Origin of the sequence: Methylobacterium sp. UNCCL125, from assembly GCF_900116795.1 — a bacterium.
Taxonomy (GTDB): Bacteria; Pseudomonadota; Alphaproteobacteria; order Rhizobiales; family Beijerinckiaceae; genus Methylobacterium; species Methylobacterium fujisawaense.
Genome location: NZ_FPBW01000007.1, coordinates 178,721 through 203,585, shown reverse-complemented (window position 1 = coordinate 203,585; position 24,865 = coordinate 178,721). Strand labels below are relative to the sequence as shown.

24 protein-coding genes are annotated in these 24,865 nt (G+C 71.9%); 16 read left to right on the top strand and 8 right to left on the bottom strand.

The annotated features are described in order from the left end of the window. Positions 1 to 10: 10 nt before the first annotated feature. Complete coding sequence (locus tag BM396_RS09085; RefSeq protein WP_043379071.1) at positions 11 to 1,018, bottom strand: dienelactone hydrolase family protein; 1,008 nt, start codon at positions 1,016 to 1,018, stop codon at positions 11 to 13. A gap of 326 nt (positions 1,019 to 1,344) precedes the next feature. Here BM396_RS09085 and phnD point away from each other — a divergent pair, with 326 nt between their 5' ends. The 4 genes from phnD to phnE (BM396_RS09065) are packed head-to-tail and all read left to right on the top strand — an operon-like array spanning position 1,345 to position 4,812. Then, positions 1,345 to 2,367, top strand: coding sequence for a phosphate/phosphite/phosphonate ABC transporter substrate-binding protein (gene phnD, locus BM396_RS09080; RefSeq protein ID WP_043353999.1), 1,023 nt, complete (start codon positions 1,345 to 1,347; stop codon positions 2,365 to 2,367). 26 nt (positions 2,368 to 2,393) lie between these two features. Then, positions 2,394 to 3,197, top strand: a complete 804-nt coding sequence (phnC, locus tag BM396_RS09075) for a phosphonate ABC transporter ATP-binding protein (protein ID WP_051045083.1) — start codon at positions 2,394 to 2,396, stop codon at positions 3,195 to 3,197. Next, entirely contained in the window at positions 3,194 to 4,000 is an 807-nt protein-coding gene (phnE, locus tag BM396_RS09070) for a phosphonate ABC transporter, permease protein PhnE (protein ID WP_043356475.1), read from the top strand. Before phnC ends, phnE (BM396_RS09070) begins: the two co-directional genes overlap by 4 nt. Beyond that, the gene (gene phnE / locus BM396_RS09065) at positions 3,997 to 4,812 is read left to right on the top strand and encodes a phosphonate ABC transporter, permease protein PhnE (protein WP_043379068.1); all 816 of its coding nucleotides are present in this window, start codon (positions 3,997 to 3,999) and stop codon (positions 4,810 to 4,812) included. Before phnE (BM396_RS09070) ends, phnE (BM396_RS09065) begins: the two co-directional genes overlap by 4 nt. Positions 4,813 to 4,819: 7 nt before the next feature. Here phnE (BM396_RS09065) and BM396_RS09060 read toward each other — a convergent pair whose 3' ends face one another. Next, entirely contained in the window at positions 4,820 to 6,241 is a 1,422-nt protein-coding gene (locus BM396_RS09060) for a M20 family metallopeptidase (protein ID WP_043379066.1), read from the bottom strand. A gap of 330 nt (positions 6,242 to 6,571) precedes the next feature. Here BM396_RS09060 and BM396_RS09055 point away from each other — a divergent pair, with 330 nt between their 5' ends. The 9 genes from BM396_RS09055 to BM396_RS09010 all read left to right on the top strand — a co-directional run bounded on the left by BM396_RS09055 (position 6,572) and on the right by BM396_RS09010 (position 18,149). Further along, positions 6,572 to 8,362, top strand: coding sequence for a peptide ABC transporter substrate-binding protein (locus BM396_RS09055; RefSeq protein ID WP_043379063.1), 1,791 nt, complete (start codon positions 6,572 to 6,574; stop codon positions 8,360 to 8,362). A gap of 15 nt (positions 8,363 to 8,377) precedes the next feature. Next, positions 8,378 to 9,337, top strand: a complete 960-nt coding sequence (locus BM396_RS09050) for an ABC transporter permease (RefSeq protein ID WP_043379060.1) — start codon at positions 8,378 to 8,380, stop codon at positions 9,335 to 9,337. Next, positions 9,303 to 10,235, top strand: a complete 933-nt coding sequence (locus BM396_RS09045; RefSeq protein ID WP_012321500.1) for an ABC transporter permease — start codon at positions 9,303 to 9,305, stop codon at positions 10,233 to 10,235. The genes BM396_RS09050 and BM396_RS09045 overlap by 35 nt, the downstream gene beginning before the upstream one ends. 380 nt (positions 10,236 to 10,615) lie before the next feature. After that, entirely contained in the window at positions 10,616 to 12,466 is a 1,851-nt protein-coding gene (locus tag BM396_RS09040; protein WP_043379426.1) for an ABC transporter ATP-binding protein, read from the top strand. A gap of 390 nt (positions 12,467 to 12,856) precedes the next feature. Then, positions 12,857 to 13,069 carry a hemin uptake protein HemP gene (locus BM396_RS09030; RefSeq protein ID WP_043353304.1) on the top strand — a complete coding sequence of 71 codons (213 nt, stop codon included), beginning with the start codon at positions 12,857 to 12,859 and terminating at the stop codon, positions 13,067 to 13,069. Then, a complete protein-coding gene (locus BM396_RS09025) occupies positions 13,066 to 13,944 on the top strand; it encodes a heme/hemin ABC transporter substrate-binding protein (RefSeq protein ID WP_043379146.1) in 879 nt (292 codons plus the stop codon). Before BM396_RS09030 ends, BM396_RS09025 begins: the two co-directional genes overlap by 4 nt. Positions 13,945 to 13,968: 24 nt before the next feature. Continuing rightward, a complete protein-coding gene (locus BM396_RS09020; protein ID WP_043379149.1) occupies positions 13,969 to 15,015 on the top strand; it encodes a FecCD family ABC transporter permease in 1,047 nt (348 codons plus the stop codon). Then, on the top strand, positions 15,008 to 15,832 hold the full coding sequence (locus tag BM396_RS09015) for a heme ABC transporter ATP-binding protein (protein WP_043379151.1): 825 nt from the start codon (positions 15,008 to 15,010) through the stop codon (positions 15,830 to 15,832). Before BM396_RS09020 ends, BM396_RS09015 begins: the two co-directional genes overlap by 8 nt. A 181-nt stretch (positions 15,833 to 16,013) precedes the next feature. Then, positions 16,014 to 18,149: a TonB-dependent hemoglobin/transferrin/lactoferrin family receptor gene (locus BM396_RS09010; protein ID WP_043379428.1), complete on the top strand. Its 2,136-nt coding sequence runs from the start codon at positions 16,014 to 16,016 to the stop codon at positions 18,147 to 18,149. A gap of 6 nt (positions 18,150 to 18,155) precedes the next feature. On the opposite strand, the gene BM396_RS09005 is transcribed toward BM396_RS09010, so the two are convergent. From BM396_RS09005 to BM396_RS32725, 3 genes are all read right to left on the bottom strand, one after another. Then, on the bottom strand, positions 18,156 to 19,088 hold the full coding sequence (locus BM396_RS09005; RefSeq protein WP_043379154.1) for a glycosyltransferase family 2 protein: 933 nt from the start codon (positions 19,086 to 19,088) through the stop codon (positions 18,156 to 18,158). Between the two features lie 4 nt (positions 19,089 to 19,092). Further along, on the bottom strand, positions 19,093 to 20,127 hold the full coding sequence (locus BM396_RS09000; protein ID WP_051975926.1) for a glycosyltransferase family 2 protein: 1,035 nt from the start codon (positions 20,125 to 20,127) through the stop codon (positions 19,093 to 19,095). Positions 20,128 to 20,270: 143 nt separating this feature from the next. Then, a complete protein-coding gene (locus BM396_RS32725; protein ID WP_158713266.1) occupies positions 20,271 to 20,426 on the bottom strand; it encodes a hypothetical protein in 156 nt (51 codons plus the stop codon). 243 nt (positions 20,427 to 20,669) lie between these two features. Here BM396_RS32725 and BM396_RS08995 point away from each other — a divergent pair, with 243 nt between their 5' ends. Further along, positions 20,670 to 20,891, top strand: a complete 222-nt coding sequence (locus tag BM396_RS08995) for a DUF6894 family protein (RefSeq protein ID WP_043355176.1) — start codon at positions 20,670 to 20,672, stop codon at positions 20,889 to 20,891. Positions 20,892 to 20,950: 59 nt separating this feature from the next. Here the strand turns inward: BM396_RS08995 and BM396_RS08990 are convergent, their stop codons facing one another. Both BM396_RS08990 and BM396_RS32720 read right to left on the bottom strand, forming a co-directional pair. Then, entirely contained in the window at positions 20,951 to 22,027 is a 1,077-nt protein-coding gene (locus BM396_RS08990) for an acyltransferase family protein (protein WP_043379157.1), read from the bottom strand. A 177-nt stretch (positions 22,028 to 22,204) separates the two neighbouring features. Then, complete coding sequence (locus BM396_RS32720) at positions 22,205 to 22,357, bottom strand: hypothetical protein (RefSeq protein ID WP_164706357.1); 153 nt, start codon at positions 22,355 to 22,357, stop codon at positions 22,205 to 22,207. 211 nt (positions 22,358 to 22,568) lie between these two features. Between BM396_RS32720 and BM396_RS08985 the strand changes: the two genes are divergently transcribed. Continuing rightward, positions 22,569 to 23,306 carry a sugar transferase gene (locus BM396_RS08985; protein ID WP_051045014.1) on the top strand — a complete coding sequence of 246 codons (738 nt, stop codon included), beginning with the start codon at positions 22,569 to 22,571 and terminating at the stop codon, positions 23,304 to 23,306. Between the two features lie 54 nt (positions 23,307 to 23,360). After that, the gene (locus tag BM396_RS08980) at positions 23,361 to 23,591 is read left to right on the top strand and encodes a hypothetical protein (protein ID WP_043355172.1); all 231 of its coding nucleotides are present in this window, start codon (positions 23,361 to 23,363) and stop codon (positions 23,589 to 23,591) included. Between the two features lie 243 nt (positions 23,592 to 23,834). On the opposite strand, the gene BM396_RS08975 is transcribed toward BM396_RS08980, so the two are convergent. Then, a complete protein-coding gene (locus tag BM396_RS08975; RefSeq protein ID WP_043379159.1) occupies positions 23,835 to 24,668 on the bottom strand; it encodes a family 16 glycosylhydrolase in 834 nt (277 codons plus the stop codon). Positions 24,669 to 24,865: the final 197 nt, after the last annotated feature.

Here is a 24,865-nt window from a genome sequence, read left to right as displayed (position 1 = left end):
GATCCGGCCGTCACGGCCGCCGGAACGCGGCCTCGAGCGCGTCCGAGACGCTCGACAGGGTCGCGGCGCGGGCGGCGGCGTCGGAGCCGATATGCGGGTCGTGCTGCACGCACGGGGCGGTATAGGTGAACGGCGTGGCGTTCGGGCCCTCCACGAGGGCGCCGTCCTCCGCCTCGCGGATCGCGCAGGCCCGGACCGTCTGCGCGCCCTTGGCGACCACGGGGTGGGCCGGCCCGTTCGGGTTGTCGAAGACGTGCTGCGCGCCGGGATAGACGGTCAGGCCGACATCGGCGCCGGCCGCCTTCAGTCGCTCGGCGTAGGCGGCGCAGGTCGCGGCCGGATTGTAATCGTCGCCGCTGCCCCCGAACATCCGGATCGGCCGGTCCACCAGGGCGGTGTCGTCCCGGAATCGGATCGCGCAGTCGGGATAGACCGGCAGGTAGAGGGCGGGGGTGACGCCGGAGCGGTTCCAGGCCGCGTCGAAGCGCTTGAGGCTGGCATACAGCGCAGCCTGGCCGCCGCGCGAGAAGCCCATCACGGCGATGCGCGCCGGATCGACCCGCGGATGCTGGGCCAGCACGCCCAGCGCCCGGTAGATGTCGAGGATCAGGTTCGTGCGCGCGAGGAGACTCTGATCGGTGTTGACGCTGGTCAGGCCCCGGCCGGTGAAGCCGTCGATGGCGAAGGTCGAGATCCCCCGCGCCGCCAGCGCCCGCTGCCAGAACTCGATGTTGCCGCCGAGGCCCCCGGAGCCGTGCATCAGGATCACGGTCGGCAACCGCTCCGACCCCGGCTTGGCGATGCGCAGGAGCCCGGCGACCGTGACGGGCTTCGCACCCTCGGACGTGCCGGCTAGGAACTGCCGGTCGGTCAGCGTCAGGCTCTCGAAGGGATGCATCTCCACGCGGGCGGCATAGCTGCCGAGATCGGCGACGCCGTCCTGCGCCGGCTCGGCGGAGGCCGCACGCGGGCTGCAGGCCAGGAGGCCGGCCGTCAGGAACAGGATTGATCGCCGCATCGAAACGCTCCACAGCCGCGCGATACCGTATTAGCGGCGCGGCGGCCCTGTCGCGGCGCGCCAGGACGGAACCGGTTTCCCTTCGGCGCCCGGTGTCACGCCCTGGGGCTCCGGCGGTGGGCACCTGGATGCCGACGGAAACGGGACGCTTCGGATCCGCCGCAGGCCCCTGTCACCGGGCCGTGTCCTTCAACTTCTGTTCCACGGACTGCCTTGCATCGCCCGGAAGCCGCCGCCTACAAGTTTGCCGACTTAAGGCTCGGCCGCGATCGAGCGAGGACATGACGGCGCCGGCCCGAGGCACGGCTCCGCAGGGAGGATACCGCGTGACATTCGCCCGATACGGCGCAGCCCTGGCGCTGCTCTGCGGCTTCGGTTCCCTGTCGCCCGTCAGGGCCGACGCGTGTCCCAACCGCGGCCAGCTCGACGATGCCTATTGCGACGCCGACAAGGATCTCGTCGCCGACGTCCCGGCCAAGACCCGCGACCCGAGCGTCATCGTCTTCGCCTACACGCCGGTGGAGGATCCCGCGGTCTACGAGAACTCGTTCAAGCCGTTCACGACCTACCTCAGCCAGTGCACGGGCAAGCGGGTCGTCTACTATCCGGTCCAGTCGAACTCCGCCGAGATCGAGGCGATGCGCTCCGGCCGGCTCACGGTGGCGGGCTTCTCGACCGGGCCCCTCGGCTTCGCCGTCAACATGGCCGGCGCGGTCCCGTTCGCCGCCAAGGGCACCGAGAAGGGGTCTGAGGGCTACAACCTGATCGTCGTGGTGAAGGCGAGCAGCCCGTACAAGACGCTGGCCGACCTGAAGGGCAAGCGGGTGGCCCACACGGCGCCGTCGTCGAATTCCGGCAACCTCGCCCCCAAGGCCCTCTTCCCCGAGCAGGGGCTGAAGCCCGGCGAGGATTACAAGCTCATCTATTCGGGCGGGCACGACAAGTCGGCTTTGGGCGTCGGCACCGGCGACTACGACGCCGCCCCGGTGGCCTCGGACGTGTTCTACCGGATGGTCGCCCGCGGCACGATCAAGGGCGACGATTACCGGGTGATCTACACGAGCGAGAAGTTCCCGACCTCGGGCTTCGCCTATGCCCACGATCTCAAGCCGGACCTCGCCGAGAAGCTGAAGCAGTGCTTCTACGATTTCCGCTTCCCACCCGACATGGTGAAGGATTTCGAGGGCGACGACCGGTTCGCGCCGATCACCTACCTCAAGGACTGGGCGATCGTCCGCAAGGTCGCGGAGGAATCGGGCACGCCGTACAACAAGGTCGCCTACGAGCGCGAGGCCGCCCGCGAGGCCGAGGCCGCCCGCAAGAAGGCCGCGGACGCGCCCAAGCCGTGATGCAGGCTGTGACGGCGGGAAGCGCGATGCGCGCGGTCAAGGACGGACCCGACGGCGATCCCCGGGCGGAGGATCCCCGCGCCCTGGTGATCCGCGGGCTGACCAAGGAATACCGGCCCGGCCAGCCGGTCCTGAAGGGCATCGACCTCGTGGTGCCCGGCACCGGGCTCACGGCGATCATCGGGCCGTCCGGCACCGGCAAGAGCACCCTGATCCGCTGCATCAACCGGCTGGTCCAGCCGACCGCGGGGGAGATCCTGTTCCGCGGCGAGGACCTCGCCCGGCTCTCCGGCCCCGCCCTGCGCCGGGCGCGCCGCCGGATCGGGATGGTGTTCCAGGAGTACAACCTGGTCGAGCGCCTCTCGGTGATGGAGAACCTGCTCTGCGGCCGCCTCGGCTACGTGCCGGCTTGGCGCGCGTGGCTGCGCCGCTTCCCCGAGGCGGACATCGCCCGCGCCTTCGACCTCCTCGACGCGGTCGGCCTGTCGGGCTTCGCCACGCGCCGGGCCGACGCCCTGTCGGGCGGCCAGCGCCAGCGCGTCGGCATCGCCCGGGCGATCATGCAGGAGCCCGAGATCGTGCTCGCCGACGAGCCGACCTCGTCCCTCGATCCGAAGAGCTCCGTGGAGATCATGGAGATCCTGTCCCGGCTCGCGGCCGAGCGCGGCGTGCCGGTGGTGGTCAACATCCACAACGTGGCGCTCGCCCAGCGCTTCGCGGCGCGGATCGTCGGCATGTCGGGCGGGCACGTGGTCTATGACGGGCCGCCCGACCGGCTGAGCGAGGCCGACCTGCGCGGCATCTACGGCGGCGAGAACTGGCTCGAATGATTCCGACCGCCCGACCGGCCTCCTCCGACGCCGCCGGCCGCGTCGCGTTCCGGCCCAACTGGACCGCCCGCGCCGGCTGGGCGCTCCTCGCCCTCTACGCGGTCTACGCGGCGACCCAGCTCGGCTTCTCGCCCGAGCGCTTCGCCGGCGGCCTCGCCCACGGGCAGCAGTTCCTGGCCCGGATGTTCCCGCCGAACTTCTCCCGCTGGGAGCTGATCCAGTCGGGCATCCTCGAGAGCCTGCAGATCGCCGTGATCGCGACGGTGATCGGCATCGCGGTCGCCCTGCCGATCGGCTTCCTGGCGGCCCGCAACCTGATGCCGCCCTGGGTGACGTGGCCGACCCGCATCCTGATCGCGCTCTGCCGATCGTTCCACCCGATCATCGTGGCGATCCTGTTCGTGAAGGCGATCGGCTTCGGGGCGCTCGCCGGCGTCATGGCGCTGATCGTCGCCTCGGTGGGCTTCATCGCCAAGCTGTTCGCCGAGGCGATCGAGGAGATCTCCCTGAAGCAGGTCGAGGCGGTGCGGGCGACCGGTGCCGGCTTCCTGTCGACCCTGATCATGGGCGTGCAGCCGCAGGTTCTGCCGCGCTTCATCGGCTTCGCCACCTACCAGCTCGATTCCAACCTGCGGAACTCCACCATGGTGGGCATCGTCGGCGGCGGCGGCATCGGCGCGACGCTGTTCACCGCCTACCAGCGCTTCGACTTCGACGTCGTGCTGGCGATCCTGATCGTCATCGTCGCCCTGATCATGGTGGCCGAGATCGTCTCCGGCTGGGCCCGCAAGGTGTTCCAGTGAGCGTCGCCCTCGCCCCCGCTTCCGCCGGCCCGCGCCACTGGCAGCGCTTCCCCCTGTGGAAGCGGCTGGCGCGGCTCGCCTTCACGCTCTGCGCGGTGGCGGCCTTCGTGGCGAGCCTGCGCACCATCGAGGTGATCCCGGAATTCCTCTACGACGCCCCCGAGCAGCTGGCCGACCTGTTCGGCCGGATGTGGCCGATGGATGCCGGCTATGTCGGGCCGACCCTGCGGGCGCTGGTTGAGACGCTCCACATCGCGACCCTCGGCACCCTGATCGCCATCGCGATCGCGGTGCCGATCGGGCTGATGGCGGCCCGCAACGTCACGCCCAACCGCGCGCTGAACCTGTTCGCCAAGTTCGTGTTCGTGACCTCGCGCTCGGTGAACTCTCTGGTCTGGGCGCTGCTGTTCGTGGCGGTGTTCGGCCCGGGACCCCTGGCCGGGACCCTGGCGATCGCGCTCCGCTCCGTCGGCTTCACCGGCAAGCTGTTCGCCGAGGCGCTGGAGGAGGCCAATCGCGGCTCGATCGAGGCCCTGCAGGCCGCGGGCGCCGGCCGGCTCTCGACGCTGCTGCTCGGCTACTGGCCGCAGGTGAAGCCGGCCTTCTGGTCGATCGCGCTGTTCCGGTGGGACATCAACATCCGCGAATCCGCCGTGCTCGGGCTGGTCGGCGCGGGCGGCATCGGCGTCGCGCTCGATACCGCCCTGAACCTGCTCTACTGGGATCAGGTCGCCGTGGTGCTCGCCGCGATCTTCGGCGTCGTCATCCTGGCCGAGATCGTCGTGACGGCGCTCCGCGCCCGGACGCTCTGAGGGGGCCTCACCGCCCCAGCGACATGCCGAGGGGCGGCGCGACCTCCGGCGGCAGCGGCGAGACGTAGCCGGACGCGCCGACCCGGCGGGCGAGGTCCGCCTTCGCGGCATCGCGCAGGGCCGCGTCGGTCACCGCCCGTGCGCCGGTGGCGGCCATCGCCTTGGCGACCTGCACCATCGCCTTGTGGGCCGCCGGGGTCTTGCCCTGCGCCACCACCTGCCAGGTGTGGAACGGCGTGCCGATCGCCACGGTCGGCGCGTGGGCCTGGACGGTGGGCACCACCCAGCTCACATCGCCGACATCCGTGGAGCCGACCGCCGGGTTGCGCGGCGCGTCGAGGGGCACGAGGAAATCGGCGAGCGGCGCCTCCGTGCGGGGCATCCCGATGGCGCGGTACACCGCATCGATGTCGCCGTCGGTGAGCGTCGCGCGGATCTGGCCGGCGAAGTCCCGGTCGGCCTCGTCGAAATGCGGCGGCCCGAGTTCTTCCATCACGCCGTGCAGCGCCCGCTCAAGGGGATCGTTGCCCAGGAGGTTCGACACCGCGCTGACGATCCGCACCTCGAGGGCGGTCTCGGTCATCAGGGCGGCGCCCTCGGCGATCTTCTTCACCCGCTCGACCAGCGCCAGCATGCCCGGCAGGTCGCGCGCCCGGATCGAGTAGCGCACCGTGGCGCCGGCCTGGACGACGTTCGGGGCGATGCCGCCGGCGTCGAGATAGGCGTAGTGGACCCGCGCGTCGGACGGCATGTGCTCCCGCATGTAGTTCACGCCGACGCTCATCAGCTCGACGGCGTCCAGCGCCGAGCGCCCGAGATGGGGCGCGGCCGCCGCGTGAGCGGTGCGCCCGGTGAAGACGAAGTCCGCCCGGGTGTTGGCGAGCGCCACCGGCGGCGCCACCTCCCAGAAGCTGCCCGGATGCCAGGTGATCGCGATGTCGGCATCCGCGAAGGCGCCGGCGCGGACCATGAACGCCTTGGCGGCGCCGCCCTCCTCGGCGGGACAGCCGTAGTAGCGCACGCGGCCGGGGGTGCCGGTCTCGGCGAGCCAGTCCTTCAGGGCGGTGGCGGCGAGCAAAGCCGCCGAGCCGAGGAGGTTGTGGCCGCAGCCGTGGCCGTGGCCGCCCGCCTCCACCGGCCGGTGCTCGGCGACGCCCGCCTCCTGCGACAGGCCCGGCAGGGCGTCGTACTCGCCGAGGAAGGCGATGACAGGCCCGCCTTCACCGGCCTCGCCCATCACGGCGGTGGGGATGCCGGCGACCTGCTCGGTTACCCGGAAGCCCTGGTGGCGCAGCTCGGCGACGTGCTCGGCGCAGGAGCGCGCTTCCGTGTAGCAGACCTCCGGCATGCCCCAGACCCGGTCGGACAGGGCGATCAGCCGCTCCGTCTGCGCGTCGACGTGGCGCCACACGGTGTTGCGGTTGTCCATCGTGTCGTCTCCCGGAAGGTCGCGCGTCGCGTTCGCGCCATCATAGCGGGCTCCGCGCCGTCATCGCGAGCGCAGCGAAGCGACCCAGGGCTGCGCACGGTCAGGGGACGTGGCGCTGCTGGATTGCTTCGCTGCGCTCGCAGAGACGGCGGCGTCGCGCTGCTCGGCTCGGTGCGGCAGGAGAGGGACTGGCATGCAGGGCCGGGGCCATGCTGCGCACGAAGCGAACCTTCCTCAACACGTTTCGGTTGAACCGTCACTGGCCCGCCCCTTGCCAAGGCCGCCACCGGAATGTTGCTGTGCCGCGCGGCGGTCAACGGGAATGCGTACATGGACGAGCGGGATCTGCGCGGCCTCATCGGGCAGGTGAAGGGCGGCCGCCTGTCGCGGCGCGCCTTCGTGCAGCGGATGGTGGCTTTCGGCCTCACCGCGCCCATGGCCGGGCTGATGCTGGCCGGGAACGGGGTCGCGATGGCGGCCGATATCCGGGCCGGCTATAAGCCGACCAAGGCCGGCGGCGGCGGCGCCCTGAAGCTGCTCTGGTGGCAGGCGCCGACCCTGATCAACCCGCATTTCGCCATCGGGACCAAGGACCAGGACGCCTCGCGGATCTTCTACGAGCCGCTCGCCGCCTGGGACGCGGACGGCAACCTCGTGCCGGTGCTGGCCGCCTCGATCCCGTCCAAGGAGAACGGGGCGCTCGCCGCCGACGGCCGCTCGGTGGTCTGGACGCTCAAGCCCGGCGTGACGTGGCACGACGGCAAGCCGCTCACCGCCGACGACCTCGTCTTCACCTGGGACTACGCCCGCGACCCCGCCACCGCGGCGGTGACGGCCGGCTCCTACAAGGATTGCAAGGTCGAGAAGGTCGACGACCTCAGCGTCCGGGTGCTGTTCGACAAGCCGACGCCCTACTGGTGCGACGCCTTCGTGGGCATCGTCGGGATGGTGCTGCCGAAGCACCTGTTCGGGCCCTATAGCGGCGCCAAGTCCCGGGACGCGCCGCAGAACCTCGCCCCCGTGGGCACCGGCCCGTACCGGTTCGTCGAGTTCCGGCCCGGCGACATCGTCCGCGGCGAGCGCAACCCGGAGTACCACCTGCCGAACCGGCCGTACTTCGACACGATCGAGATGAAGGGCGGCGGCGACGCGGTCTCGGCGGCCCGCGCGGTGCTCCAGACCGGCGAGTACGACTACGCCTGGAACATGCTGATCGAGGACGAGGTGCTCAAGCGCCTGGAGACCGGCGGCAAGGGCCGGGTCGACGTGGTCTACGGCGGCAAGCTCGAGTTCCTGCTCCTCAACGCCACCGACCCGAACGTCGAGGTCGACGGCGAGCGCGCCTCGGTCACCACCAAGCACCCCGCCTTCTCCGACCCCAAGGTGTGTCAGGCGATGAACCTGCTGGTCGACCGCAAGTCGATCCAGACCTACATCTACGGCCGCACCGGCAAGCCCACCGCCAACACGGTCAATGGCCCGGAGCGCTTCGTCTCGAAGAACACCAACTTCGCCTTCGACCCGGCCAAGGCCAACGCGCTGCTCGACGAGGCCGGCTGGAAGAAGGGCTCCGACGGCATCCGCGCCAAGGACGGCAAGAAGCTCAAGCTGCTCTTCCAGACCTCGATCAACGCGCCGCGTCAGAAGACCCAGGCGATCATCAAGCAGGCGGCCGCCAAGGCCGGGATCGAGATCGAGCTGAAATCGGTGACCGGCTCGGTGTTCTTCTCCTCCGACCCGGCGAACCCGGACACCTGCACGCATTTCTACGCCGACATGGAGATGTACGCCTACAGCATGACCCAGGCCGATCCGGCGATCTGGCTGCTCATGTACGCCTCCTGGGAGGTGGCCCAGAAGGCCAACAAGTGGCAGGGCCGCAACGTCGTGCGCTGGCGCAACGACGCCTACGATAAGGCCTACAATGCCGCCCAGAGCGAGCTCGACCCGGTCAAGCGCGCGGCGCTCCTGATCACCTGCAACGACCTCGCGGTCTCGGAGAACGTGCTGCCGCTGATCCACCGCGCCGAGGTCTCGGCGGTGGGCGCGACGCTCACGGCCCCCCGCAGCGGCTGGGACAACGACCTGTCGTTCCTGCCCGACTGGTACAGGGAGGCCTGAGCGGGAGCGCGGGCCATGGGCGCCTACATCCTGCGACGGCTCCTGATCGCGATCCCGAGCCTGCTCGGCATCAGCCTGATCCTGTTCACCGTCCTGGCGCTCGCGCCGGGCGACCCGTTCGGCGAACTCGCCAGCAACCCGAACGTGCCCCCGGAGGTGCGGGCGGCCCTGCGGGTCAAGTTCGGCCTCGATGACCCGATCCTCACCCGCTACCTGCACTGGCTCACCGCCATGCTGCAGGGCGATTGGGGCTTCTCCTTCGCCAGCCGGGTGAATGTCGACACCCTGATCCTGCAGCGGCTGCCGACGACCCTGTTCATCGTCGGCTCCTCGCAGGTTCTGGCGCTGCTGATCGCGGTCCCGGTGGGCCTCTACGCGGCGCGCCGGCCCTACTCGCTCGCCGACCAGATCGCCAACACGCTGGCCTTCGTGGGCTTCTCGCTGCCGACCTTCTTCACCGGCCTGCTGTTCATCCTGCTGTTCTCGATCAAGCTCGGCTGGCTGCCCTTCGTCTACCAGGCCGACCTGCCGGGCTCCGGCCTGCCCTGGGTCTGGGCGAATGTCCGGCAGGCGATCATGCCGGTGGCGGTGCTGGGCTTCTTTCAGGCCGCCTCCTACACCCGCTACGTGCGCGCCTCGGCGCTGGACGTCGCCCGCCTCGACTACGTCACCACGGCCCGCGCCAAGGGCCTGTCGGAGGGCACGGTGACCCGCCGGCACATCGCCCGCAACGCCCTGATCCCGGTGGTGACGCTCGTCGCCCTCCAGATCCCGGCGGTGTTCGGCGGCGCCATCGTCACCGAGCAGATCTTCCGGATACCCGGCATCGGCTCGCTGCTGATCGACGCGATGCTGGCCAACGACACGCCGGTGGTGATGGCGGTGACCTTCGTGTTCGCCGGCCTCGTCATCCTGTTCAACCTCGTCGCGGACCTGCTCTATGGCTGGCTCGACCCTCGCATCGCCCTCCGATGAGGCGGTGCCCGTCGCCCGCGCGCCGGCCTCGCCGGGGCGGGAGACGTGGCGGCGCTTCCGGCGGCACCGGCTGGCGCTCGCCAGCGTCGGCGTGCTGGCGCTCCTCGTCGCCGGCGTGGTGTTCGGCGGCCTGCTCTGGCCGGTCGCCATCGACGACATCGACTTCGCGGCCCAGCTCCAGGGTCCGTCCTGGGACCACCCGTTCGGCACCGACGATCTCGGCCAGGATCTCCTCGCCCGGATGATCTACGGCGGCCGGATCTCGCTCGCCGTGGGCTTCGCCGCCATGGCGGTGGCGAGCCTGATCGGCGTGCTGGTGGGCGCGCTCGCCGGCATGTCGCGCCGGTTCCTCGACCCGGTGCTGATGTGGCTGACCGACCTGTTCCTGTCGCTGCCGCAGCTGCCGCTGCTGCTCCTGGTGATCTACCTGTTCCGCGACAGCCTGAAGGCCGTGTTCGGCAGCCAGGGCGGCGTGTTCCTGATGATCGTCGCGGTGATCGGGGGCCTGCGCTGGATGCCGGTCGCCCGGCTGGTGCGGGCGCAGTTCCTGAGCTTGCGCGAGAAGGAGTTCGTGGAGGCGGCCCGCTCGCAGGGGGCGACCACCGGGCACCTCGTGCGCCGCCACATCCTGCCGAACGCGCTGGGGCCGGTGATCGTGGCGGCCTCCATCGAGGTCTCGTCGGCGATCATCGCGGAATCGACGCTCTCCTTCCTGGGGCTCGGCTTCCCGCCCGACATCCCGACCTGGGGGCGGCTGCTGTTCGACGCCAAGGACCATCTCGACGTCGCCCCGCACTGGGCGCTGTTCCCGGGGGGCGCGATCTTCCTGACGGTGCTGTCGATCAACTTCATCGGCGACGGTTTGCGCGACGCCCTCGACCCGCGCCGGGTGCTCTAGGGCATGCGGCGGGGCTTCGAGGGCTGCCGGCTTGCCGTGACCGCGCCTGCCCCCGCAGAGGGGCGGACAGACCGGAAGGCCCTTTCCGGCACTGGGGCTTCAGGATCGGGCGCGGGTCCCCTCTCCCGGGCGGGAGAGGGACAGGGTGAGGGATCAGGTCTTTCAGGATGGGGCGCGCCCTGTCGGAGCGTCGACGGTGTGCTCGGTCCTGAACCTTCTCATCCCTCACCCCAACCCTCTCCCGCACGGGAGAGGGGGCCCGTCGCGCTCCGTCATCAGCGTCGGTGCGCATCGGAGAGGCGGGAACATCGTCGCGTCGGAGGGCGCGGGGACGGTGTGGAGTCGCCCCGTCGAACCCCGCTGGATCAGGAGTGAAGCCCGTGACGGATCCGATCCTCTCGGTCTCCGACCTCACCGTGTCCTTCCGCTCGGAGGGCCGCTGGCACGCGGTGGTGCACGGCGTCTCCTTCGATGTCGGGCCCCGCGAGACCGTGGCGCTCGTGGGCGAGTCCGGCTCCGGCAAGAGCGTCAGCGCCCTGTCGATCCTGCGCCTCCTGCCGCGGGACGCGAGCCGCATCGGCGGCAGCGTGCGCTTCGCGGGGCGCGAGCTGCTCACGGCCCCCGAGGTCGAGATGCGGCGGGTGCGCGGCGATTCCATCGCCATGATCTTCCAGGAGCCGATGACCTCCCTGAACCCGGTGCTCACCATCGGCTTCCAGATCGCCGAGGCGCTGATCCGGCACCGGGGCCTGTCGCGATCCGCCGCCGAGGCGGAGGCGCTCCGGCTCCTCGACAAGGTCCGGATCCCGGCCGCCCGGTCGCGCCTGCACGAATACCCGCACCGCTTCTCCGGCGGCATGCGCCAGCGGGTGATGATCGCCATGGCGCTCGCCTGCCGGCCGAAGCTCCTCATCGCCGACGAGCCGACCACGGCGCTGGACGTCACGATCCAGGCGCAGATCCTCGACCTCATCAAGAGCCTGCAGGACGAGGAGGGCATGTCGGTCCTGTTCATCACCCACGACATGGGCGTGGTCGCCGAGATCGCCGACCGCACCGTGGTGATGTACCGGGGCCGCGCCGTGGAGGCCGGTCCGACCGCACGGATCTTCGACGCCCCCGCCGAGCCCTACACGCGGGCGCTGCTGGCCGCGGTCCCGCGGCTGGGGACCATGGCGGGCCGCGCCCGCCCGATGCGCTTCCCGGTGGTCGACCGGGCGACCGGCCTGGCGGCGCCGACGCCCGAGACCCCCGACACCGTCAGGGCCGCCGAGCGCCCGGTGCTGGAGGTGCGCGACCTGACCGCCCGGTTCGACATCCGCTCCGGCCTCCTCGGCCGCGTGACCGGCCGCGTCCACGCGGTGGAGCGGGTCTCGTTCAGCCTCGCGGCCGGGGAGACCCTGGCGCTGGTCGGCGAATCCGGCTGCGGCAAGTCCACCACCGGCCGCGCGATCCTGCGCCTCGTCGAGCCGCTGTCGGGCTCGGTCCTGCTCGACGGCGAGGACATCACGGGCCTCGACCCGAAGACCCTGCGCACCCGCCGCCAGCGCATGCAGATGATCTTCCAGGACCCGTTCGCGAGCCTCGACCCGCGCCTGAGCGTCGGCGCAGCGGTGGCCGAGCCGCTGCTGATCAACCGCCTCGCCACGCCCCGCGAGGCAAGGCTTCGGGCCGAGGACCTGCTGGCCCGGGTCGGACTCGCGCCCGAGACGGCCGGGCGCTTCCCGCACGAATTCTCCGGCGGCCAGCGCCAGCGCATCTGCATCGCCCGGGCGCTCGCCCTGAACCCCCGGCTGATCGTCGCCGACGAGGCGGTCTCTGCGCTCGACGTCTCGGTGAAGGCGCAGGTCGTGAACCTGATGCTCGACCTCCAGGCCGAGTTCGGCCTCGCCTACCTGTTCATCTCGCACGACATGGCGGTGGTGGAGCGGGTGAGCCACCGGGTGGCGGTGATGTATCTCGGCGAGATCGTGGAGATCGGACCGCGCGCCGCGATCTTCGGCGACCCGCAGCACCCCTACACGAAGAAGCTGCTCGCCGCCGTGCCGGTCCCGGATCCGGCCCGGCGGGGCGCGCGGCACGCCCTGCCGGACGACGAGATCCGCAGCCCGATCCGCGCGCCCGACTACGTGGCGCCGGAGCGGCTCTACCGGGAGGTCGCGCCTGGCCACAGCGTCCAGGATTGGGGGGGCGACTGGGACGCGGGCCCGCGTCAGGGCGCGGCGGCCTGAGGCCGCTCAGCTCCGCCGCTCCGGCGATCGGACGCAGCGCCTCGCCCGCCTCACCGCTGCGGCGATCGCGCGGCCGGACTGGGCGCGCAGCGTGGCGGCCCATGCCGGCCCGCTCTGGGCGCGGGCCCCGATGGCACCCGGTCGTCGCGGTCGACAGCGCTCCGGCCGATATCGCTCGGGTCGAGGGTCTCGACGGAGCCGAACCGGTCCAGCGCCGCATCGGCGGATCCGAAAATCGGAATCGCCCAGCCTCTACAGGAGATTTATGAAGTATTACGACACCACCGCAGCGGGGTGGCGCCCGCAATCGATTGCCGCTAAGCTGTTCCTCTATCCAAGTAAGTCTTTCATTTGAAGATTTACAAACAACAGCTCTGGAGCGATCGGTCCATGTTGCGTGCCGAAGGAGAGGGGCAGCGCGGCTTTCCGGCTGGGACCCGCGCGGGGCCCGGCGCGACGCAGCCCGTTCCGCTGCCGGAGCCGGCGGCCGAGATCGGCTCCGCGCGTCTCCTGCAGGGGCGCCGGGAGATCGTCATCCGCCACGGCGGCCACGCCTATCGCCTGCGCGTGACCGCGAGCGACAAGCTGATCCTGACCAAATGAACGGCCCCGCCCCGATATCGCGCCGCACCCTCCTGGCCGCCGCCGCGGCCGGTGCGCTCGCACCGCGCGCCGCCGCCGCGCAGGCGGCCACCCGCATCGCCGCACTGGGCGGTGCCGTCACCGAGATCCTCTACCGCCTCGGCGCCGGCGGCCGGATCGTCGCGGTCGACACGACCAGCCTCTACCCGCCCGAGGCGCTGCGCGAGAAGCCGAATGTCGGCTACCTGCGGGCGCTCTCGGCCGAGGGCCTGCTGGCGCAGCAGCCCGACCTGATCATCGCCGCCGAGGGGGCGGGCCCGCCCGCGGTCCTGGCGCAGCTGCGCGAGGCCGGGCTGCGTGTGGAGACCGTGACGGAGCCGCCGAGCCCCGAGGGCGTGCTGGACAAGATCGAGACGGTCGGGCGCCTCGCCGGGCTGGAGCGCGCGGCCGAGGCCCTGGAGGCCGAGGTCCGCGCCCGTTTCGCCGACCTCGCGGCCCGGCGCGCCCGGATCGCCCGGCCGGCCCGGGCCCTCGTCGTCCTCTCGGTCCAGGGCGGCCGGACCGTCGTCGGCGGTGCCGGCTCCTCGGCGGACGGCATCCTGACCCTGGCGGGCATCGCCAACGCGGCCACGGGCCTGGAGGGCTTCAAGCCGATGACCGACGAGGCCATCGTGGCCGCCGCTCCCGACGCGGTGGTGATGATGCAGAACGGCCCGGAGCCGCCGAAGCCCGAGGGTATCTTCGCCCCCGGCACGGCTCTAGCCCAGACCCCCGCGGGCGCCCAAGGCCGGCTGGTGGCCATGGACGGGCTCTACCTCCTCGGCTTCGGTCCACGCACGCCGCAGGCCGCCACGGACCTGATGCGGGCGCTCTACCCGGACCTGCCGCGTGACTGAGCCGCACGGCGGCGGGCGGCGCGCGTGAGCCGGCGGTCCACGGCGCCCTGGGTGCTGGGGATCCTGGCGGCCCTGGTGGTGGCCGCCGCCCTGCTCTCCGTGAGCCTCGGGGCGATCCGCATCCCGGTGGAGCGGGTCCTGGCGGTCCTGCTGGGGGACGGCAGCGATCCGGCGCGCGCCCGGGACGCCCTCGTGATCCTCTCCATCCGCCTGCCCCGCACTCTGCTGGGGCTGATGGTCGGGGCGGGGCTGGCGGTCTCCGGCGCGCTGATGCAGGGGCTGTTCCGCAATCCCCTGGCCGACCCGGCGCTGGTCGGGGTCTCGTCGGGGGCGGGGCTCGCCGCCGCGCTCATCATCGTCCTCGGCGACCGCATCCTCGCCCATCTCGGGCTGCCCGGGCCGCTGCCCTACGCGGTCCTGCCGGCCGGGGCCTTCCTCGGGGGCCTGGGCGCGACCCTCATCCTGTACGTCCTCGCCACGCGGTCCGGGCGCACCGCCGTGGCGACGATGCTGCTCGCCGGGATCGCCCTCGGCGCGCTGACCGGCGCGCTGACCGGCCTGCTGACCTTCGTCAGCGACGACCGGCAATTGCGCGATCTCGCCTTCTGGTCCCTCGGCAGCCTCGGGGGCGCCACCTGGGCCAAGGTCGCGGCCTCGGCGCCGCTGATCCTGCCGGTGCTGGCCGCGGTCCCGTTCCTCGGCCGCGGCCTGAACGCCCTGGTCCTCGGCGAGGCCGAGGCGTTCCATCTCGGCGTCCCGGTGGAGCGGCTGAAGCGCGCCTGCATCGTGCTGGTGGCGGTCGCGGTCGGCGCCAGCGTGGCGGCGGCCGGGGTGATCGGCTTCGTCGGCCTCGTGGTGCCGCACACCCTGCGGCTGCTGATCGGCCCGGGGCACCGGCTGCTGCTCCCGGCCTCGGCGCTCCTCGGCGGCGCCTTCCTGATCCTCGCCGACGTGGTGGCGCGCCTCGTCGCCGCGCCCGCCGAACTGCCCATCGGGATCGTCACGGCGCTGGTCGGGGCGCCGGTCTTCCTGTGGCTGCTCCTCGACCGGGTGCGGCCGGACGATGTCTGATCCGGCCCTGCTCACGGCGCGCGACCTGACCGTCACGGTGGCGGGGCGCGACCTCGTGCGCGACGTCTCCCTGGGGGTGGAAGGCGGCACCCTCCAGGTGATCGTCGGCCCGAACGGGGCCGGCAAGTCCACCCTCCTCCGCCTGCTCAGCGGCGCCCTGCGCCCGACCCGGGGCACCGTCGCCTATGCCGGCGCGGCAATTGAGACGATCCCGCCCTGGCGGCTCGCAGCGATGCGGGCCGTGCTGCCGCAGGCGGCGCACCTCGCCTTCCCGTTCACGGCGGCCGAGGTGGTCCGGATCGGCCTCGACGGCATCGGCCGGGGCCTCGGCGCCCGCGACCGCGCCGCGATCCTGGCCCGGGCCCTCGAACAGGCCGACGTGGCCCATCTCGCCGGGCGCGCCTATCCGACCCTGTCGGGCGGGGAGCAGGCGCGGGTGCAATTCGCCCGCGTGCTCTGCCAGCTGGAGGCCGGCCGCACGGTCGCGGAGCGGCAGGTGCTGTTCCTCGACGAGCCGACCGCGAGTCTCGACCTCCGCCACCAGGGCGCGCTTCTCGACGCGACGGCCGGGCTGGCAGCGGCCGGCGTCGCCGTGGTGGCGATCCTGCACGACCTCAACCTCGCCGCGGCCTATGCCGACCGGCTTCTGGTTCTGGACGGGGGCCGGCTGGTCGCGCGCGGGCGACCGGCCGAGGTCCTGACGGACGAGCTGATCGCGCGGGTCTTCGGCGTCCGCTGGCCGGTCGGCCGGGTGCCCGAGGGCGACCAGCCCTTCCTCCTGCCGCATCGGGATGTGGCCGGCCGGACACCGACCTGACCGGATTTCGTGGATCCTCGACGTCGTCCGGCCGGCGCCAGGACGGCCTTCTCGGCATGCCGGCCCGACATCCCAGAAAAATCTGTTGCGCATCGCCGTCGCGATCGGCGAGAAAAGCTTCAGCAAGCCAGCCATCCGCCAGCCAGCTCTTGGAAACGACTGTGCGGGGGCGACCATCATCATGGCTTATGCTTTCCACCGGGCGCTCGTCGCCCTCGGCGTTGCGCTGGCGACTCTGCCGGGCGCCCGGGCGGAGGAGTCCGGCCCGGCCGCGCGCCTCGAGCCCGAGATCGGCCTCGATACGCTGTCGGTCACCGCGACGAAGACCGCCGTTCCGGCCGTCGACGCCCTGGCGGGCACGAGCGTCGTCCCGCGCGCGGCCCTCGACCGGCTCCAGCCCGGACGCCTGTCCGAGGTGCTGCGCGACGTGCCCGGCGTGACCACCCAGGAGAACCGGACCGATCCCGCGCAGGCGATCAACATCCGCGGCCTGCAGGATTTCGGCCGGGTCAACGTCCTGGTCGACGGCGCGCGGCAGGACTTCCAGGTCTCGGGCCACGGCGCCAACGGCGTGTTCTACCTGGATCCCGAACTCGTCGGCGGCGTCGACATCACCCGCGGGCCCACGGCGACGATCTACGGCTCGGGCGCCATCGGGGGCGTCGCGGCGTTCCGCACCCGGTCGATCGACGACATCCTGGCCCCCGACGAGACCGCCGGCTTCGTGCAGAAGCAGGGCTTCGGCACGAACGGCCAGCGCTTCGTGAACAGCTCGGCGCTCGGCGCTCGCATCGGCACCGCCGCGGACCTGTTCGGGCAGTTCGTCTTCCGCGACACCGCGCCCTATCGCGACGGCGCCGGCCTGCCGGTGCCCGATACCGGCAGCGACCTGAATGCGGGCCTCGCCAAGCTCACCCTGCGGCCCGCGGACGGACACGCGATCCACGCCACCGCGCTCCTCCAGCGCTTCGACTTCGTCAATGGCGGCGACACCGGCGGCGGGGCCCGCTTCGCCAACGCCGTGCAGGCCGACACCTACACCGTCGGCTACCGCTTCGCCCGGCCGGACGTGCCGCTCGTCGATCTCAGCCTCGACGGCTACGCGACCACGACGCACGACGCCCTGACTTTCCTGCAGGACTCGCCGCGGGGCGTTTACGGCCGGCTCGGCACCCGGGCCGGCGACCGTCTGACCTACGACCTCGCGACGTTGGGCTTCGACGCCCACAACACCGCCCGGTTCGAGACCGGTCCGGTCGCGCACGCGCTCACGCTCGGCGGCGACGGCGTGGCGAATCGCGTCCGGACCACCGACCGGGCCGGCGGCTTCGGGGCGGCCTTCACGCCGTCGGGGCGGCGGGACCTGGCCGGCGCCTTCCTGCAGGACGAGATCCAAGCCGCGCCGTGGCTGCGGATCGTCGGCGCGCTCCGGCGCGACAGCTACCGACTCGACGGCGGGGCCTATCGCGCCGGCGGCGCGCGGGTCTCGCCGAAGATCACGATCGGCGTTGCGCCGCTGGGCGGCCTCGAACTCTACGGCACCTATGCCGAGGGCTATCGCGCCCCCACCGTCACCGAGACGCTGGTGCAGGGCCTCCACCCGTTCCCGGCCTTCACGATCCTGCCGAATCCGGCCCTGCGGCCGGAGGTGGCCCGCACCGTCGAGGGCGGCGTCAACCTGCGCGCCGACGCCGTGATGGGGCCGGAGGATTCCCTGCGCGCCAAGCTCGCCGTGTTCGACACCGCGGTCGACGCCTTCATCGACATGCAGGCGGTCGGACCGACCTACTTCGTCCCGGCGATCCCCGGCATCCCGGCCTCGGCCTGCGCCGCCCGGCCCGGGCGCTTCCCCTGCGTGATCCCGGTGCGCTCCTACCAGTACCGCAACATCGCCCGGGCCGACCTGTCGGGCGTGGAACTGGAGGGCACCTACGATTGGGGCCGGGGCTTCGTGTCGCTCGCCGCCACCCATATCGACGGTCGCGACCGCGCCACCCGCGAGAGCCTGCTCACGGTGCCGCCGGACCGGATCGGCACGACGTTGGGCCTGCGCTTCCTCGCCGACCGGCTCACCGTCGGGACGCGCCTGACCCTGGTGGATGCGCGCACCGACCTCCCGGCGGGTTCCCGGAACCGGGCCACCAAGGCCTACGGGCTGGTGGACCTCTTCGCCACCTATGCGGTCACCGACCGGGTCACGGCGGATGTCGTCGTCCAGAACGCCCTCGACCGGCGCTACCGCCAGTACCGCGACGCCCTGGCAAGCCCGGGCCTCGTGGCCAAGGCGGCGCTCAGCATCGCGTTCGCGACCCGCTAGGAGACGCTACCGGTAGCGCGACGGGTGATATTCCCGGTAGCTCAGGCCGATGACCGCCGCGAGCAGGCCGGCCCCCCGGCACAGCGTGTAGCCGCCGCCGATCAGGGTCTCCGGCCTGAGGGACAGGCCGGCGATCCCGAGCCGCAGCAGGCCACCGCCGAGGCGCGCGAGGCCGCGGCCCGCATTGGCGAGGCGGCCGGTCACCGTCTCCGGGCGGAGCCGGCCGAGATAGGCCTCGACGTTGCCGCTGCGGTACCAGCGGGCCAGCAGCCAGCGCACCCGCATCCGGTGCGTCGGGATGCTGTCGTAGACCAAAGCCGTCTCGGCCCAGGCGATCCGGTGCCCGGCCTGCAGCAGGGACCGGAAGAAGAAGGTGTCCTCGCCGCCCAGGGTGTTGAAGCGCATGTCGAAGGACAGGCCCAGCGCCCGGATCACCCGCAGGTCCAGGAGCGCGTTGGCGGTGTAGCCGTCCTGCACGAAGCCGTCGCGGACCGGCAGGCGCTTGGCGAAGAAGCCCCCCGCCGCCGCCCAGGTGGGCGGCACCCGGTCGAAGAACGGCACGACCGGCCCGATGCAGGCCGCGGCCCCCGTTCCGAGGGCGGTCTCGAGCAGGTTGTGGAGCCAGTCCCGGTCGGGGAACTCGTCGTCGTCGATCAGCGCGACCCAGTCCGCGCCGGCCGCGGAGGCCTCCGCGAGGCTCCGGTTGCGGACCGCGGCGAGGCCGCGGGTCTCCTCCCGGGCATAGGTGACCGGGAAACGGCCGGTCGCCCGGTAGGCCTCCACCACCGGCACGGCGGCGCGGCTGCGCCCGTTGTCGATGATCAGGATGCGCAGGGCGGTCTCGGCGAGGTTGCCGAGCCGCTGCTGGTCCAGCGCCTTGAGAAGGCGCGCGAGCCCGGCGGGCCGCTCGCAGGTGCAGATACAGATGCACAGGCGCATCGTCTCACCTCTGTCCGATCGGGAGGGCGTGTAGCCTCGGCCGCAGGCGCTTGCCCGCCGCTTCCAGCAGCGTCGCGGCCAGGGATTGCCACATCCGGGGATGCCGGAGCGCCAGGGCGGCGCCCTGGATCCACCGGCCGGCCTGGGCGGCCTCGATGACCTGGGCCATCATGCGCATCATCGCGAGGCCGTCGCGGTAGGCGCGGCTGCCGTGGCGGATCTCAGCGGACCGCGCCCGGGCCTCCGCGAGGCGGCCGTGCTCCGCCCGGGCCGCGAAGGCCGCCTCCAGGCGCGCGATGTCGGCTTGGCGCAGCCGGTGGGACAGGGAGGTCGGGCCGCGCCGATAGCCGTAGCCCGCGTCGCTGGTGACCACGAACCGCGCGCCCGCCGCGAGGGCCTCGAGGCACAGCAGGAAGTCCTCGCCGATCCGGACGCCTTCGTCGTACCGGATCTTGTGCCGGTTGAGGGTCTCGGCCCGGATCATGGGCTTGAGGTAGCCGAGCTTGGTCCCTGGCCTGAGAAGTTGATTGCAGGCGATGTACTTGGCGAGATCGATCTCGAACAGGTACGGCTCCCGGCCGCCCTCCATCATGCCCGGTCCCCGGGGATCGAACACGTCCGTGAACGGGATCGGGTTGTCGGCGACGATGTCGGCATCCGCCGCCAGGGCAAGGTCGAGCAGCGACCGGGAGCGATCTGGGAGGATCAGGTCGTCGGCGTCGAGGATCGCGATCCAGCGGCCCCGGGCGGCGTCCAGGGCCGCGTTCCGGGCGCTCGACGGGCCCCGGGGCGATCCCGGCCCGGCCCCGGCGAGGGAGATCACGCGGACGCGCCGATCGGCCTCCGCCAAGCGCGCCAGCACGGTCCCGGTCCCGTCCCGCGAGCCGTCATCGACCGCCACGACCTCCACGGCGACGCCGGTCTGGGCGAGGGCGGAGCGAACGGCCATCTCGATCCAGGGCGCCGCATCGTGCGCGGCCATGATGAACGAGACGTCCACGGACGTGCCCCGGGCATCGGACAAGAATTGATCCGCCATCGCGTTTCCTGGCCCGACGGGCGCGGCCTCCCGGGCCGCCCTCGACATGAGCCCGAAGTGATCGGGGCGCACGACGCTCAAAGGGCGTAGGGCCGCCGGAAGCCCTTCCTCTTGCGGCGGATGGCTCCGGTGGCGGAGGGCGCTCAGCGCGACCCGGGCTTCGATTCGCCGCCGGGACGCGGCTCCTGCGGGGTGAGGCCCTGCGTCAGGATCGACCGGACATGGGCGCGCAATTTCTGCTTCCGCTCCGCCGAGGCGGGAGAATCCTTCTTGAGGCTCGAATCGCCGGAGGCTGTCATGTCGAACGCCGCTGAGGCCCGTCACCGCGCGTCGCCATGGCCGACGCGGCCGGAAGGGTGATCGGCGATACCTATAATGGATTATTTGGATGGAATCTCGACATTATTGCAACGCGACTGGCGAAAACAGTTTTGGTGTTTGTTAAGGTTTATGTCTCCTACTGAGCATTGTCGGGCACGGGCGAACTACGTAGGTAGTATCCGAGGGGGCCCTCCCGAGGGCAGCATTCAGGGAGGAGATGGGTGCCCAGTCGCTTCTATTTCGATATCGAGAACGGCAAGGAAACGATCCGCGACGCGCAGGGCGTGGAAGCCGAAGACCTGGCCGAGGCGCTGGCGGAGGCCCGCAGCGTGATCGACGAAGTGGCAGGCGATCTGGGTGCCGCAGGCTCGGACGGCAGGTGGACGCTCGTCGTGCGCGACGCCACCGGTGCCGAGGTCGGCCGGTTGCCGATCAAGAGCTAGACGGGGCCCGCCCGCGGGCATCCGCAAACCGGCCCGGCCGCTGCCGCCGCGGGACGCGGCTACGGGCCGATCAGCGCAGACGAGCCGACCCGCCGGGGTGGCGCCCGCAGGAGCCGGCGGGCCGGCGCCTCGAGGAGCCGCCACGACAATTCCGCCAGCAACAGCGTCAGGATCAGGTCAAGCGCCATCGAGACCGGGCGCGGGCCGGCGACGTCGAGGCCGATTGGCGCGAGCACCCGTTCCGCGTGGAGCGGAACGTGGAACAGGTAGGCGGCGTAGCTGATCACGCCGATCCGGCGCAGCCACGGGATCTCCAGCAGGGCGACCGCGCGGCCGTCCCGCACCTGAACCACCTGCAGCAGGAGCAGCGCCGCCAGGACGCCGCTGAGGCGGCCGAGGATCAGCCACCAGCCGGTCGGCGCGACCACGAGCGGCAGGGTCAGGAACAGGATCGCCACGCCGGCCAGGGCGGCGTCGTGGGCGAGCCAGGCCGGAAGCGGCTTGGTGCGCAGACCGGCGAGGCCGCCCAGCGCGATCAGCCCGAGATTGGCCAGCGTATCGACATCGAAGCGCGTCGGCCCGGCGCCCGACAGCCACAGGGCGCCGTGCGTCACGACGCTGACCCCGATCAGGATCCCGCACAGCGTGCCGAGGTGCCGCCGCGGCAGGAACAGCGCCGCCGGCGCGAACAGCAGGTAGAATTGCTGCTCGACGGCGAGGCTCCAGAGGTGGCCGAGTTCGGTCCCCCAGCCGTTCTGCGCGATGTAGACGTTCGTGACGTAGAACCACGTCGCGCCCTTGAACGCGGCGGTGCCGAGACTGGACGGGTCGCCGGGCCGGACCGTGTAGAGCACGAACAGGAAGACGTAGTAGACCGGCACGATGCGGGCGATCCGGTTCCGGTAGAACAGTCCGAGGCTGCCGAGCGGCGTCGCCGTGCCGGCCTCCACCGCCGCGCGGGCGGCGTCGAGGATGCGGACGATCAGGAAGCCGCTCAGGACGAAGAACAGCCACACCCCGGCTGTGCCGAGGGCTTCGGTCCTCGGGCTCGACGCCTTGTGGCTGATGAACACCATCAGGAACGCCACGGCCCGGAGGCCGTCGAACCCGATGATGCGGCGCTCTGGAGGGGCCACGGCGCGCCTCGTCCGGTGATCGTCCGCGCCGCGCCGGGGCAGACCTGAGTGCCGATCTCGCCCGTGCGGCTTCGTTCGCGTCCGGAAGGGCCGGACACGCCGCCATAGACCGGGCTGAGAGCCGGAGGTCCCTACCTCGATCGGGGGAGCGGGGCTCCCCGAAAGCGGTCTTGCCGCTCAGCGGCGCCGGGCGAGGAGGGCGACGAGGCCGACGGAAACGGCCGCCGCAGCCTGGGCGGCCAGCAGCGCGACCAGGATCCCCTTCGGCAGGACCAGTGTGAAGCCGATCGCTCCTCCTATCAGCGCAGCGAAGACCAGCACCACCAGCAACGATTTACCTCCATTGATGGATCGGCGGCCGTCTTGTTGCCGAACCTCTCGCCGGCCCAGAGTCGGCGCAAGGGTTCCGCCTGCGATCGACGCCCCTTCGGACCGGCTGACAGCCGTCGAAGCCGGCTGCGGCGACGCGGGCCGGACCGGCCGGGCGCGCACGCCGCTCCGCAGGTTCGGACCCCGTCTCGCTTCGAGTCAAGGAGCCGACATGTTGCGCCCGGCCGGGACCCCGACGCCGATCGAGTCGTCGACGCCGCAGGATGTGGTCGAGACGATCAACGAGGCCTTGGTCAAGACGTTGCCGGCGACGGTGCAGGCCGGCCCGGGCCTCAGGGCGAGCTGGGTGACGAAGCGCATCCTCGACGCCACCATCGCCCTGACGGCCCTGCTCCTGCTGCTGCCGCTCCTGCTGTTCATCGCCCTGCTGATCTGGGGGAGCGACGGCCGGTCGCCGATCTTCCGCCACAAGCGCCTCGGCCGGTACGGGCGCCCCTTCGGCTGCCTGAAGTTCCGGTCCATGGTGCCGGACAGCGACACGGTTCTGACGCGGCACTTCGCCGAGCATCCCGAGGCCCGGGCCGAGTGGGAGGCGTCCTACAAGCTCACGCACGACCCCCGCGTGACGGCGCTGGGCCAGGTCCTGCGCAAGACCTCCCTCGACGAGCTGCCGCAGCTCTGGAACGTGCTCTGCGGAGAGATGAGCCTCGTCGGTCCGCGGCCGATCGTGCAGGCGGAGGTCGTCCGCTACGGCGCCGACTTCATCACCTGCTTCTCGGTTCCGCCGGGGCTGACCGGCCTGTGGCAGGTCTCCGGGCGCAGCGACACGGGCTACGCCGAGCGCGTCGCCCTGGATTGCGCCTATGCCAGCCAGTGGAGCCTCGCCCGCGACCTCGGCATCCTGCTCAAGACGGTGCCGGCCGTGTTGAGCCAGCGCGGCAGCCGCTAGGGCCATGGCCTGGCGGCCGCGTCCCAATCGCCGCGCACACCGTGGAATGCGCCGATGAAGGGCATGATGCTCAACGCCCTGCTGGGCGTGATGCTCGGACGCTTCGGTTCGGTCTGGCGGCTGCTGGTCTTCGTTCCGATCGTGGCGGCGGAGGTCGGCTACGGCCTCTGCGTCTACAACCTGAGCGCAGGTGCGTGTCTGCGCCGCGGTACGGCGCTGCTGATCTGCGGCCAGCTGGCCTTTCTGCTCGGCGCGCTGCTGCGGCCCATCGCCAATCAGCGGTGACGCCCCCGGGGCCGGCCCGGGCCGCCGCGGCGACGCGGGCACGTCAGGCCGCATCGTCCTCGGCGGTGGGCGCCTCGATGCAGAGGCGCCAGAACTCCACGAATCCGGCGGCGTAGGCGGCGATGACGAGGCTCGACCAATGCATCGCGCAGCTCCGGGCACATTCGCGGGCTGAGCCTGATGCGGAGACGTTAAGATTCCGCCCCGTCCGGTGTCCGGGGCGAGGCCGACAGACGGGGGCCGCTACCGGCAGACGATCGATTCCTTGAAGCCGCACGGATCGCCCATCCGGGTGAACGCCACCCGCTCGAACAGCGCGATGACCGGCCGTCCCGGATAGACCGTCGGTCCGAGCCAGGACGCGAAATCCTGGCCCTGTCCCGACCAGACGCTGAGCATGATCTTGCCCGGATGCGACGGGAGCGGCCGGTCGGGCGCGGCGCGCACCTCGCGCAGCAGGCGTCCGTTGACGTACCAGCGCAGGCGGTCGGGCAGCCACTCGAGGGCGTAGTCGGCGGTGGCGGTCGCGGCGTCGAATCCGAGCGGGTCGAAGCTGTCGTGGCCGCCGACGCCGCCGACGAAGTAGTTGAGCTGGACCTTGCCGGTGTCCTTGCCGAGGAACTCGAAGTCGATCTCGTCGTTCGTGCGCCGGTCGCCGTTCTCGGGGCCGTTGTAGGTGAAGAACGCCGAGACCATGCCGGACCCGGCGCCGGGCCGCATCCGGACCTCGTAGGTGCCGTAGCCGTAGCGCTCGTGGGTCTGGATCTCGGCGCAGCTGAACGGGCGCTCCTTGTAGGCGATGTTCGCCAGGGCCAGCGTCAGTTCGCCGGGCTTGGCGATCCGGACGCGCTGCTTCGACCACATGCAGCCCTGCCAGTCGCCGTTGGCCCAGCCGTCCGAGATGTACCAGCGGCGGTCGCTCAAGGTGTTGAAGGTCTCGACGAAGGATCCGCCGCCCTGTTCGGCCGGGGCGCCGGCCGGCGGAGCGGCGGTCTCGCCGGCGCTGCCGGGATGGGCCTGCAGGAGGAGCGTCGCCGCCACGCAGAGGCGGCGGACCGGGCCGGACCAGATCGTCATGCGCGCGTCCTTATCTTCGCCGCCCGATCGCGGCGGTGCGGATCGTAGCGACGGGGGCGCCGCGGACCGGTGATCATTCGGACGATCCGGGCCGGGGCGCTCCCTCTCCTTTCGGACGATCTCGCGCCCCGCGGCGGAGCCGTCCTACCGTGCGGCGGACCGGCCGCGGCGCGGACCGGCCCGTGAGTCGCGGAGTC

Coding starts and splice junctions, on each gene's coding strand:
- BM396_RS09085 (WP_043379071.1), bottom strand. CDS start 1,018: ATGCGGCGATCAATCCTGTTCCTGACGGCCGGCCTCCTGGCCTGCAGC.
- phnC (WP_051045083.1), top strand. CDS start 2,394: ATGCGCGCGGTCAAGGACGGACCCGACGGCGATCCCCGGGCGGAGGAT.
- phnE (WP_043356475.1), top strand. CDS start 3,194: ATGATTCCGACCGCCCGACCGGCCTCCTCCGACGCCGCCGGCCGCGTC.
- BM396_RS09060 (WP_043379066.1), bottom strand. CDS start 6,241: ATGGACAACCGCAACACCGTGTGGCGCCACGTCGACGCGCAGACGGAG.
- BM396_RS09055 (WP_043379063.1), top strand. CDS start 6,572: ATGGACGAGCGGGATCTGCGCGGCCTCATCGGGCAGGTGAAGGGCGGC.
- BM396_RS09050 (WP_043379060.1), top strand. CDS start 8,378: ATGGGCGCCTACATCCTGCGACGGCTCCTGATCGCGATCCCGAGCCTG.
- BM396_RS09045 (WP_012321500.1), top strand. CDS start 9,303: ATGGCTGGCTCGACCCTCGCATCGCCCTCCGATGAGGCGGTGCCCGTC.
- BM396_RS09030 (WP_043353304.1), top strand. CDS start 12,857: ATGTTGCGTGCCGAAGGAGAGGGGCAGCGCGGCTTTCCGGCTGGGACC.
- BM396_RS09025 (WP_043379146.1), top strand. CDS start 13,066: ATGAACGGCCCCGCCCCGATATCGCGCCGCACCCTCCTGGCCGCCGCC.
- BM396_RS09015 (WP_043379151.1), top strand. CDS start 15,008: ATGTCTGATCCGGCCCTGCTCACGGCGCGCGACCTGACCGTCACGGTG.
- BM396_RS09010 (WP_043379428.1), top strand. CDS start 16,014: ATGGCTTATGCTTTCCACCGGGCGCTCGTCGCCCTCGGCGTTGCGCTG.
- BM396_RS09005 (WP_043379154.1), bottom strand. CDS start 19,088: ATGCGCCTGTGCATCTGTATCTGCACCTGCGAGCGGCCCGCCGGGCTC.
- BM396_RS09000 (WP_051975926.1), bottom strand. CDS start 20,127: ATGGCGGATCAATTCTTGTCCGATGCCCGGGGCACGTCCGTGGACGTC.
- BM396_RS32725 (WP_158713266.1), bottom strand. CDS start 20,426: ATGACAGCCTCCGGCGATTCGAGCCTCAAGAAGGATTCTCCCGCCTCG.
- BM396_RS08985 (WP_051045014.1), top strand. CDS start 22,569: ATGTTGCGCCCGGCCGGGACCCCGACGCCGATCGAGTCGTCGACGCCG.
- BM396_RS08980 (WP_043355172.1), top strand. CDS start 23,361: ATGAAGGGCATGATGCTCAACGCCCTGCTGGGCGTGATGCTCGGACGC.
- BM396_RS08975 (WP_043379159.1), bottom strand. CDS start 24,668: ATGACGATCTGGTCCGGCCCGGTCCGCCGCCTCTGCGTGGCGGCGACG.